Origin of the sequence: Nocardioides sp. (assembly GCF_050699375.1) — a bacterium.
Taxonomy (GTDB): domain Bacteria; phylum Actinomycetota; class Actinomycetes; order Propionibacteriales; family Nocardioidaceae; genus Nocardioides.
Genome location: NZ_JBOHDN010000129.1, coordinates 1 through 10,213, shown reverse-complemented (window position 1 = coordinate 10,213; position 10,213 = coordinate 1). Strand labels below are relative to the sequence as shown.

Sequence of the window (10,213 nt, the reverse complement as noted above, 5' to 3'; positions counted from 1 at the left end):
CCTGGCAGCACACCGCGGGTTTTAGCCTAATATTCCGCGGTCGTAGGCTTTTGCTACTGCGGCGGCTCGGTCTTTTACGGTTAGTTTGTCGAAGATGTGGGCTAGGTGGGTTTTCACTGTTGCTTCGCTGACGAAGAGTGTCGCCGCGATGGTGCGGTTGGTGGTGCCGCGGGCAACCAGGGTTAGGACTTCGCGCTCGCGCGGGCTGAGCTGCGCGGACGGGCCAGGTGAGCGGAGCCGGGAGGCGAGTCGGGTCGCTACGGCGGGGGAGAGGACGGTCTCGCCGGCCGCGGTCGCTCGGACGGCGTCGATCAGGTCCGGTGTCGGCGCGTCCTTGAGCAGGTAGCCGGTCGCTCCGGCCTCGATCGCGGCGACCACGTCGGTGTCGGTGTCGAACGTCGTCAGGACGAGTACGCCGACCCGTGCCTCCCGTGCCCGGAGCTTCTCGATCACCTCGACGCCGCCCGTGCCCGGCATCCGGAGGTCGAGGACGAGCACGTCCGGATCGAGCTTGTCCACGAGGGCGAGGGCCTCGGTGCCGTCGCCGGCCTGGCCGACGACATCGAACCCCTGTGCCTGGAGCACCCCGACCACCCCGTCGCGTACGACTGGGTGGTCATCGGCCACCACGATCTTGATCACGCTGCTCCTCTGCTCGCCAGGCTTCGACTTCTCGAGTTGGGGGTCATGCCGCACCTCGGGCGAGGGCGGGGATACGGGCGGAGACGGCGGTGCCGGTGCCCGGGTCGGCCTCCACCGTGAACGTGCCGGCCAGGCGCTCGGCGCGGTCGCGCATCACGCCCAGGCCGAAGGCGGAGTCGCGGCGCGGACCGGTCGGATCGAAGCCGGTGCCGTCGTCGCGTACGTCCAGGATGACCTCGGCCTCGTCGAAGGTGAGGGTGACGCCGACCCGCCGTGCGGACGCGTGCTTGGCGACGTTGGCGAGGGCCTCCTGGGTGATGCGCAACAGGGTGGCCTCGACCTCGGAGTGCAGCGACCTGGACTCGCCGACGACGACGAACGAGACGTCCACGCCGTGATCTGTGCGCCAGGTCGTCACGAGTGCCGACAACGCGTCGGTCAGGCATCCGGTGGACAGCTCTGCCGGGCTGAGATCCTGCAGGGACCGCCGGGCCTCGACCAGCGCGCCGCGGGCCATCTCGGTGGCCCGGGCCACCCGGCGGCGTACGTCCTGGGCGTCCGCGGAGCCCTCGGTGGCCTGGAGCTGGGCGACGACCCCGGCCAGGGACTGGGCGATGGTGTCGTGGATCTCGCGGGCGAGCCGCTCGCGCTCGTCACGTACGCCGGACTCCCGCGACCGCGCGAGGAGCTGCCCCTGCAGCCGGGCGTTCTCGGCGAGCGCGCTCTCCAGCCTGGTGATCGTCTCGGCCCGCTCCTGGCTGACGGCGTCGAGGTGGATGCTGTAGCGACCCATCAACGAGGCCAGCCCGAAGTTGACGACGAACAGCACCGGCAGCAGCGCGCCCTGCCACCACTCGTCGTACGGGGGTGGCCCGCCGACCTGCCCGGTGGCCATGATCAGCGCGGTGGCCGCCATCGCCACCCACCGCCACCGGCCCCGGAACGAGTCGAAGGCGTCCAGGAACCCGATCCAGGCGAAGATGCAGGACAGCGGGTGCAGCATGGTGAGGGCCGCGGCCAGGAGCGTACGTCCGATGTAGCCGACCGGATGGGGGCTGCCGTAGACGTACATCCACCGCCAGATCCACACCGCGGTCGCGGCGACGAGCGCGCCGAAGACGATCCGCGTCGTGACGGTGACCGGCCCCATCACCGGGAAGGTCACGACGCAGACGACGGTGGCGAGCGCGAGCAGCACGAAGGGCAGCACCTTGAGGTTGCGGTCCCACTGCTGCTCGCGCTCGACGGCCGAGGTCATGGCTCGACCTTCTCATTCCCAGCGGAAGGCGCGCACGGCAATCAGGTAGAGCACGACCGCCCAACCGCCCATCACCGCCAGATCCACCAGCTGGGGGAAGGCGCCGCCGGCGGCGTCGTTGAGTGCGTTGGAGGCCGCCCCATAGGGCGTCATCGAGATGATGTCGCGCACCGTGCCGCCGAAGACCTCGACCGGGAAGTAGACCCCGGCAGTGAACATGCACGGGAAGAAGACCACCATCCCCACGACCTGCCCCGTCTTCGCGTTGGGGGAGACCGCGGTGATCGCGGCGCCGATCGCCATCGAGACGGCCAGGGCCAGGGCGTACGCCACCACATAGCCCGCGACCGACCCCGGCAACGGAGTCCCGAACACCACTCGTCCGATCGAGATCACGATGACCGAGGCAGCCGCGACGGCGGCGGCATGCACCAGGACCTGGCCGAGCAGGATCGAGGACGGCCGAGCCGGCGTGGTGCCGAGCCGCCGGAGGACCCCGCTCTCGCGGTAGCCGGTCAGCGTTGCCGGCATCGTCATGATCGAGGCCATGATCATCGAGAGCAGCACGGTGACCGGGACGTAGAGATCGATCAGGCTCCGACCGCCGAAGTCCGCGCTGACCTCGCGAAAGCTCGGGATCACCCCGAGCACCCCCAGGAGCAGGCTCGGAAACAGGACGATCCAGAAGAGCGAGAGCCGCTCGCGGGCGAAGAGCCGGGACTCCGTACGGATCACGGCAACGGTCGGGCTGGTCATCGGAGTGCCTCCACGGTCTCGGTCTCGGGTGCGGTGTCGGTGAGGTCGAGGTAGGCGGCGTCCAGGGTCCCCGCGGCGACCCGGAACCGATGCGGAGCCACCCCCTGCGTACGCAGCGTCTCGATGACCGTGAGCGCGACGCCCTCGGCGCCCTCGACGGTGACGGTGCCGTTCTCGCTGCGTGCCGCGGTGACCCCGTCGAGCTCACGGAGGGCGGTGAGGTCGATCGCGACCGTCGTCTCGAAGGTGGTGATCGTGGCGGCGGAGGCAGAGTCGATGAGCCCCGCCGGGGTGTCCAGGGCCCGGATCCGGCCGGCGTCGACGATGGCGATCCGGTCGCAGAGGGTCTGTGCCTCCTCCATCGAGTGGGTGACCAGCAGGACGGTCACACCCCGGTCGCGTACGTCGCGCACCAGCCCCCACACCTCACGGCGAGCCCGCGGGTCGAGGCCCGTGGTGAGCTCGTCGAGGACGACGACCCGCGGCCGGCCGATCAGCGCCAGCGCGATCGAGAGCCGCTGCTGCTGTCCACCGGAGAGGTTCTCGAACTGCTGGCTCAGGTGAGCGCCGAGTCCGAGCCGCTCGGCCAGCGGCGCCCACGGCTCCGGATCGGCGTAGAAGGCGCTCCACAGCTCCAGCGCCTCCCGGACGGTGATCTTCGGTTGCAGCTTCGCCTCCTGGAGCTGTACGCCGAGCACCTCCGTCACCGCGGCGCGGTCCTTCCAGGGGTCGATGCCATGGACCCGGATCCGGCCCCGGTCACCGACCCGCAGACCGGCGATCGACTCGACGGTCGTGCTCTTCCCGGCGCCGTTGGGCCCGAGGATGCCGAAGATCTCGCCCTCGTAGACGCTCAGGCTGATCTCCTCGACCGCCACCTTGTCGCCATAGGTCTTGCGCAGGCCGTCCACGACGACCGCTGGTTCTCGCTCCTGATGCATACCCCGAGCCTGTCGTGATCCGTGGTCTCACGGATCGGGCATTCGGGTCGAGACGGGATCAGCCGATCGGTTGATGCGACGATGGACCCTATGCGTTACGACAACCTGCTGGCGTCGGTCGGGGGAACCCCGTTGGTGGGGCTGCCCCGCCTCTCGCCCTCACCCGACGTACGTCTGTGGGCCAAGCTCGAGGACCGGAACCCCACCGGCTCGATCAAGGACCGCCCGGCTCTTCGCATGGTCGAGGAGGCCGAGAAGGACGGCAGGCTCCGCCCGGGCTGCACGATCCTGGAGCCGACCTCGGGAAACACCGGGATCTCGCTGGCCATGGCGGCCAAGCTCAAGGGCTACCGGATCGTGTGCGTGATGCCCGAGAACACCTCCGAGGAGCGGCGCCAGCTGCTGCGGATGTGGGGTGCCGAGATCGTCTCCTCGCCGGCCGCCGGAGGCTCGAACGAGGCCGTCCGGGTCGCGAAGCGCATCGCCACAGAGCACCCCGACTGGGTGATGCTCTACCAGTACGGCAACTCCGCCAACGCGCTCGCGCACGAGGAGGGCACCGGTCCCGAGCTCCTCGCCGACCTCCCCTCGATCACCCACTTCGTCGCCGGGCTGGGCACGACCGGCACCCTCATGGGCGTGGGCCGCTTCTTCCGGGAGACCAAGCCGGAGGTACGCATCGTGGCCGCCGAGCCGCGCTACGGCGAGCTCGTCTACGGGCTGCGCAACCTCGATGAGGGCTTCGTTCCCGAGCTCTACGACGCCTCGCTGATCGACGCCCGTTTCTCGGTCGGCCCGCGTGACGCCGTACGCCGCGTCCGCGAGCTCCTCGAGCTGGAGGGCATCTTCGCCGGCATCTCCACCGGCGCCATCCTGCACGCCGCCCTCGCCCAGGCCGCCAAGTCCCTCCAGGCCGGCGAGCAGGCCGACATCGCCTTCGTCGTCGCCGACGGTGGCTGGAAGTATCTCTCCACCGGGGCGTACGAAGGCACCATCGACCAGGCCGAGGAGGGCCTCGAAGGCCAGCTCTGGGCCTGATTTCTGGGCCTGTTTTCTGGGCCTGATCAGCGGCAGAAGGCGTAGACGACGAGGCCGTGGTCGGTGCCGGCGAAGACCTGGTCGAGGGCCTTGCCGGTGAGGTCGGCCCCGACGTAGCGCGGGGTGGCGCCGGTGGCGATGATGGCGTGGCCGGGGAGCCTGCCGGCCATGTCGCGGGGCGATTCCTTGCTCCAGCAGTCGTGGCGCTCGATGAGCGCGGCGGGGCTGCCGGGCGCGAGCGGGCGCCCCGCCTGGACGCCGCCGGCATCCGGTTCGGAGCCGAGCTGGACCACCGCTACGGCGATGGCCGATGCGTACATCGCCCAGATACCGAGCGCCAGGAAGCCTCTGCGTCCACGGAAGGCACTCACCCCTGGGCAACGCCGGTGGAGGCCTCGGAGTTACGGACGGCGGTCGCCGTCGGCGTCGGAGTCGTGGATCCAGGCGAGATGGCGGTCGTACGCATCAGAGGACCGCAGCCGCTTGTTGCGGGCCTTGGTGCGCGGACCGTCGGGGAGATGGAGGACGTCGGCGGCGATCAGGGAGGCGACCTGGATCCGGCGCGTACGGTCGCGGCGGCGCACCTCATAGGCCGTGCGGGCACGGTGCCAGTCCTCGTCGGCGGCGAGACAGCCGGCGAGGACGACGGCGTCCTCGATCGCCTGGGCGGCGCCCTGGCCGTGGTGGGGGAGCATCAGGTGGGCGGCGTCGCCCAGCAGCGTGACCCGGCCGCGCGACCAGGTGGTCAGCGGTGGTCGATGGAAGAGGGCCCAGCGATCGGGGCACGGCGCCGCGGAGATCATCTGGACGACCGCGGGATGCCAGCCGGCGTACGCCTGGATGTGCTCGTCCGGGTCGGCTGGTCGCGCCCAGGCGTCCGGGGTCCATGGCCCGACCTGGCGCCTGACCAGCAGGAAGCTGTGGTCGCCGCCGCCGGCCGGGTGGTGCATCAGGTGACCGTCGGCTCCCATCCAGAGCTGCATGCGGCCGGGTTCGGGGAGCAGCGTCAGCTGCGAGCGCGGGACGAGCCCGCGCCAGGCGACGCAGCCGGAGAACTGGGCGTCGTCGTAGCCGACCACCACCTCGCGCAGCATCGAACGGCCGCCGTCGGCGCCGATGACCAGGTCTGCCTCGACGGACTCGCCGGCGGCGAACTCCAGCACCGCCGGACCGTGACCTTCGTCCGTGATCCTGACCAGACGATGGCCGAGATGGAGACCGTCGGTGCCGAACGCCTCGATCAGCAGCGAGATCAGGTCGGCATGGTGGATGCCGTAGCCGGGCGCGCCGCAGAGTGCTGCGTACTGCTTCGCGGAGAGTGCCCGGCCGATCGTGACGCCGGTGTGTCCGTCGCGCCAGGCCAGGCCGTCGATGGTCGCCGACGCCTCGCCCAGGCCGGGTTCGAGACCGACTCGCTCGGTCAGGAGCCTGGTCGCATTGGCCGGGAGCACCACCGCCGCGCCGGTCTCCCGCGGGTCGGCCGTGGCTTCGTACACCTCGACCTCGAGGCCGAGGCGCCGCAGCTCGACGGCGAGGGTCAGACCGCCGATTCCGGCACCGATGATGGTGACCCGCCGAGCACGACGATCCCTACGCAAAGCTGCCCGAGCGATCCGGCTGACTGACATTCACGCTCCTTCGCACGGTTACTTTGCGAAGGTACCTCAGGATTGTGTTTCCTTGCGGTGGTCTCGACAAGCTCGACCACCGGTGACGTCGCTCGACCACCGGTGACCAACGCGGTCACTCGACGTCGAGGGTCTGGTCCTTGCCGATGTCGCTGGTCTCGATGGGGCCGAGGCCGAGGAGGTCGAGGGCCAGGTTGCCGAGATCGGCGTTGCGGATCGGCTGGGCACCGTCGTACCCGGGCCGGGCCTTGCCGGGATCGCGGTAGTCGTCGGGGTTGAGGGCGTAGAGGTCCTTGCCGGCACCTGCGTCCGGACCCCAGACGACGAACGGGATCCGGTAGTTCTCGTAGACCTTCTCGGAGTGGTTGGTGATGCCGGGCTTGAAGCCGTGGTCGGCGGTGAGGATGACGTCGAGGTCCTTCTTCAGGGACGGCTCGGCGTCGATGACGTCCAGGAACTCACCGACCTGCGCGTCGGACTCCTCGACGGCGGCAAGGTACTCCGGCGACATCCCGCCGGAGGCGTGCCCGGCGACGTCGGGGAGAGACAGGTGTACGAAGGTGAGGTCCCGCTGCTCGGAGGCCAGGTCCTCGGTCGCCTCCGGGACCAGCTCGGCATGGTCGTCGACGGCGGCGAAGGTGTCGATGTCGTCCTCCCACGCCCGCTGCCACAGCTCGAACTTCTGCTTCGTTGCGAAGACACCGGTGCTGAGTCCGGCCTCGTGGGCGACGGTGAAGACCGACTCCTCTTTCTCCGAGATCGACTTGGACGGGTCGCCGACGTTCCAGGTGACCCCGTGGCCGCCGTCGTCGGCGTCGATCGGGTCGCTGGTGACCATCCCGGTGTGGTTGGGCAGGGTGATGTTCTTCTCGTACGCCGTGCGGGCGTTGAGCGTGGAGGCGCCCTCGTCGATCAGTCGATGGATGTTCGGTGTCCTGGACGGCCCGAGCTCGGCCAGCGCGTCGGGGTTGAACCCGTCGATCGAGATCGCGAGCACCTTCCGGTCGGCCTGAGGGGCCGCCCGTTCCTCGCGGCCGGCGTCGCGGCCGGGAAGCGCGGTGAGCGCCACGACGAGTACGACGATGACGAAGATGCCGATGGAGAGGAGAGGGAAGAGGCGACGCACCGGCATACCCTAATTGTTGCCGATGGAGTCCCGGGCGAACGAGCGGCGAATGTCTAGTGACTGAGTCGGGTTCAATATACCGTCAGGTCGCCAAGGCCGACGCTGACAACGCCCTCAGGGTCTGCTCGTGAACGTGAGATGGATCTCGGGTATGTGTCGAGTGACCCCGAGCACTGCGAAGAAGTCCCGTTTGGGCCTAGCCTTGACGATCGTGTCCGTCTCGTCCTTGGAATCGACCCATCCCGACCGTGAGGCCCCGATCGGGATCTTCGACTCGGGCTTCGGTGGTCTCACCGTGGCGCGGTCGGTGATCGACCAGCTCGCCCACGAGTCGATCCTGTACGTCGGTGACACCGCCCGCGCTCCGTACGGCCCCAGGCCGATCGCCGAGGTGCGTGAGTATGCGCTGGAGTGTCTCGACCATCTGGTCGAGCAGGGCGTGAAAGCGCTGGTCATCGCGTGCAACTCGGCATCGGCCGCGATGCTGCGTGACGCCCGGGAGCGCTATAAGCCGTTGCCCGTCGTCGAGGTCATCCTGCCCGCGACCCGTCGCGCCGTCGCCGCTTCCCGCACCGGTCGCATCGGAGTCATCTGCACCCACGCGACGGCCGAGTCGCTGGCCTACGACGACGCCTTCGCCGCGGCCCCGCACGTCTCGCTGCACACGCAGGCGTGCCCGAAGTTCGTGCCGTTCGTCGAGGCGGGCACCACCGGAGGCGACGAGCTGATCGCCGCGGCGCACGAGTATCTGGACCCGCTGACCAGCGCCGGGGTCGACACGCTGATCCTGGGGTGCACCCACTACCCGCTCCTGACTGGTGTGATCTCTTATGTGATGGGCGACAACGTGACGTTGGTCAGCAGCGCCGAGGAGTCGGCGAAGGACGTCTATCGGGTCCTTGCCGAGAACGACCTGATGAGGGACGGCGGCGAGCCGACCTACACCTTCCTCACCACCGGCGACGCCAAGGAGTTCGAGACCATCGGCGCCCGGTTCCTCGGGCCGGAGCTCGCGGGCGCCAACCAGTTCACCGGCGGACCGGGCTCCAGAGACCTGGGCCCCGGAGGCACGGTTTGATCCCGGGCATGCGGCTGACCGTGATCGGGTGCTCGGGCTCCTATCCCGGTCCCGAGAGCCCCGCCTCGTGCTACCTCGTCGAGGCCGACGACGAGACCGGACGTACGTGGCGGATCGTGCTCGACATGGGCAACGGCGCGCTCGGTGTCCTGCAGCGCTACGTCGACCCGCTCCTGATCGACGCGGTCCTGCTCAGCCACCTGCACGCGGACCACTGCGTCGACATGACCTCCTACTATGTGCTGCGCAAGTGGCACCCGACCGGCCCGCAGCCGCCGATCCCCGTCTACGGCCCCAAGGGCACCGGGCGGAGGCTCGCGAAGGCCTACGACCTGCCCAAGCGTCCGGGGATGCGCGAGGAGTTCGCGTTCTCGACCTACACCGGGCCGATCCACCTCGGACCCTTCGTGATCACGCCGACGGCCGTGGAGCATCCGGTCGACGCGTACGGCCTGCGGATCGAGGCGCACGGCAAGGTCATCGCCTACAGCGGCGACACCGCCGAGACGGAGGCGCTCATCGATATCGCCACCGACGCCGACCTCTTCCTGTGCGAGGCCGCCTTCCGCGACGGCGTCGAGAACCCGCCCGGAGTGCACATCACCGGCGTCGACGCGGGGGAGTACGCCACCAAGGCCCACGTGAAGAAGCTGGTCGTCACCCACGTCCCGCCCTGGCACGACGCCGCCGACGCCCTCCGCGAGGCCCGCTCGGCCTACGACGGGCCGACCGAGCTCGCCGCGACGGGAGCCGTCTACGCCGTCTAGACCAGCCCGGCGTCGTGCACGGTGATCGCGATCTGGACGCGGTTGGTGGCGCCGAGCTTGTCGAAGAGCCGCGACACGTGGGCCTTGACGGTCGGGATCGAGAGGTAGAGCTCCTTCGCGATCTCGGCGTTGCTCAGCCCGCGCCCGACGGCCAGCGCGACCTCGTGCTCGCGCTCGGTGAGCGCCTCGAGCCGGCGCCCTGCGGCAGCGGCCCGGTCACCGGTCGGCTCGGCGCGCAGTCGGGTGATCAGGGTGCGGGTGGCCTTGGGAGAGAGGATCGGCTCGCCCTCGGCGACCGTGCGGATCGCGGCGACGATCTCGGGCGGGGGAGTGTCCTTGAGGAGGAACCCGTCCGCGCCCGCGGCGAGCGCGTCGACGACGTACTCATCGGCACCGAAGGTGGTCAGGACGATCACTCGGGGTGGCCGAAGCGGAGCCCGGGACGATGAGGAGGGTCGGGCGTCGGCCAGCAACCGCCGGGTCGCGTCCAGGCCGTTGATCCGAGGCATCCGGATGTCCATCAGCACCACATCAGGGGCGGAGGTACGCACCAGGGCCAGCGCCTCCTGGCCGTCGGTCGCCTCGCCGACGACCTCGATATCGGCCTGCCCGCCGAGCATCAGCCCGAGGGCTGAGCGCACCAGCGGGTCGTCGTCGACGATCGCGACCTTGATCTTGACCGAGCTCTGTGGACTGCTCACTGGCCCCACGGTAGCCATGCTTCGAGAATGAAGACATCCTTTTCCGTGCGGTGCGAGAGTCGTCCGCCCGCGAGATCGACGCGCTCGGCCAGCCCGATCAGGCCCAGGCCGGCCCCGGGGGTGTTCGAGGTGAAGCCGAGCCGGTTGCGCAGGTCGAGGTCGATGCCGTGCTCCTCGGAGCCGTGCAGCGTGATCCGCAGCAGGGCGCCCGGGGCGTGCTTGCGGGCGTTGGTGATGCCCTCCTGCACGACCCGGTAGATCGCGCGCCCGACCGCCTC

General features: G+C 69.8%; 12 protein-coding genes. 3 read left to right on the top strand and 9 right to left on the bottom strand.

Going from position 1 to position 10,213, the window contains the following annotated elements; translation table 11 throughout:
- Nucleotides 1-21: 21 nt before the first annotated feature.
- From ACRDPS_RS09465 to ACRDPS_RS09450, 4 genes are read right to left on the bottom strand one after another with little or no spacing between them, the layout of a single operon-like run.
- The gene (locus tag ACRDPS_RS09465) at nt 22-642 is read right to left on the bottom strand and encodes a response regulator (protein ID WP_431501378.1); all 621 of its coding nucleotides are present in this window, start codon (nt 640-642) and stop codon (nt 22-24) included.
- Between the two features lie 43 nt (nt 643-685).
- On the bottom strand, nt 686-1,900 hold the full coding sequence (locus tag ACRDPS_RS09460) for a sensor histidine kinase (RefSeq protein WP_431501377.1): 1,215 nt from the start codon (nt 1,898-1,900) through the stop codon (nt 686-688).
- A gap of 12 nt (nt 1,901-1,912) precedes the next feature.
- Complete coding sequence (locus ACRDPS_RS09455; RefSeq protein ID WP_431501376.1) at nt 1,913-2,656, bottom strand: ABC transporter permease; 744 nt, start codon at nt 2,654-2,656, stop codon at nt 1,913-1,915.
- Nucleotides 2,653-3,597, bottom strand: coding sequence for an ABC transporter ATP-binding protein (locus ACRDPS_RS09450; protein WP_431501375.1), 945 nt, complete (start codon nt 3,595-3,597; stop codon nt 2,653-2,655). The genes ACRDPS_RS09455 and ACRDPS_RS09450 overlap by 4 nt, the downstream gene beginning before the upstream one ends.
- A gap of 90 nt (nt 3,598-3,687) precedes the next feature.
- Between ACRDPS_RS09450 and ACRDPS_RS09445 the strand changes: the two genes are divergently transcribed.
- Nucleotides 3,688-4,635 (top strand): PLP-dependent cysteine synthase family protein, encoded by a 948-nt coding sequence (locus ACRDPS_RS09445; RefSeq protein ID WP_431501374.1) that lies wholly within the window; start codon nt 3,688-3,690, stop codon nt 4,633-4,635.
- A gap of 26 nt (nt 4,636-4,661) precedes the next feature.
- Here the strand turns inward: ACRDPS_RS09445 and ACRDPS_RS09440 are convergent, their stop codons facing one another.
- The 3 genes from ACRDPS_RS09440 to ACRDPS_RS09430 all read right to left on the bottom strand — a co-directional run bounded on the left by ACRDPS_RS09440 (nt 4,662) and on the right by ACRDPS_RS09430 (nt 7,395).
- Nucleotides 4,662-5,006 carry a hypothetical protein gene (locus tag ACRDPS_RS09440; protein ID WP_431501373.1) on the bottom strand — a complete coding sequence of 115 codons (345 nt, stop codon included), beginning with the start codon at nt 5,004-5,006 and terminating at the stop codon, nt 4,662-4,664.
- A gap of 30 nt (nt 5,007-5,036) precedes the next feature.
- Complete coding sequence (locus ACRDPS_RS09435; RefSeq protein WP_431501372.1) at nt 5,037-6,263, bottom strand: FAD-dependent monooxygenase; 1,227 nt, start codon at nt 6,261-6,263, stop codon at nt 5,037-5,039.
- A gap of 115 nt (nt 6,264-6,378) precedes the next feature.
- The gene (locus ACRDPS_RS09430; protein ID WP_431501371.1) at nt 6,379-7,395 is read right to left on the bottom strand and encodes an alkaline phosphatase family protein; all 1,017 of its coding nucleotides are present in this window, start codon (nt 7,393-7,395) and stop codon (nt 6,379-6,381) included.
- 205 nt (nt 7,396-7,600) lie between these two features.
- Between ACRDPS_RS09430 and murI the strand changes: the two genes are divergently transcribed.
- Both murI and ACRDPS_RS09420 read left to right on the top strand, forming a co-directional pair.
- Nucleotides 7,601-8,467, top strand: a complete 867-nt coding sequence (murI, locus tag ACRDPS_RS09425; protein ID WP_431501370.1) for a glutamate racemase — start codon at nt 7,601-7,603, stop codon at nt 8,465-8,467.
- A gap of 8 nt (nt 8,468-8,475) precedes the next feature.
- Complete coding sequence (locus tag ACRDPS_RS09420; protein WP_431501369.1) at nt 8,476-9,234, top strand: MBL fold metallo-hydrolase; 759 nt, start codon at nt 8,476-8,478, stop codon at nt 9,232-9,234.
- Here the strand turns inward: ACRDPS_RS09420 and ACRDPS_RS09415 are convergent.
- Both ACRDPS_RS09415 and ACRDPS_RS09410 read right to left on the bottom strand, forming a co-directional pair.
- Nucleotides 9,231-9,935: a response regulator gene (locus ACRDPS_RS09415; protein WP_431501368.1), complete on the bottom strand. Its 705-nt coding sequence runs from the start codon at nt 9,933-9,935 to the stop codon at nt 9,231-9,233. The two genes, ACRDPS_RS09420 and ACRDPS_RS09415, sit on opposite strands and share 4 nt — an antisense overlap.
- On the bottom strand, nt 9,932-10,213 hold a 282-nt coding region (locus tag ACRDPS_RS09410; RefSeq protein WP_431501367.1), incomplete at its 5' end, for a sensor histidine kinase. The genes ACRDPS_RS09415 and ACRDPS_RS09410, both read right to left, overlap by 4 nt.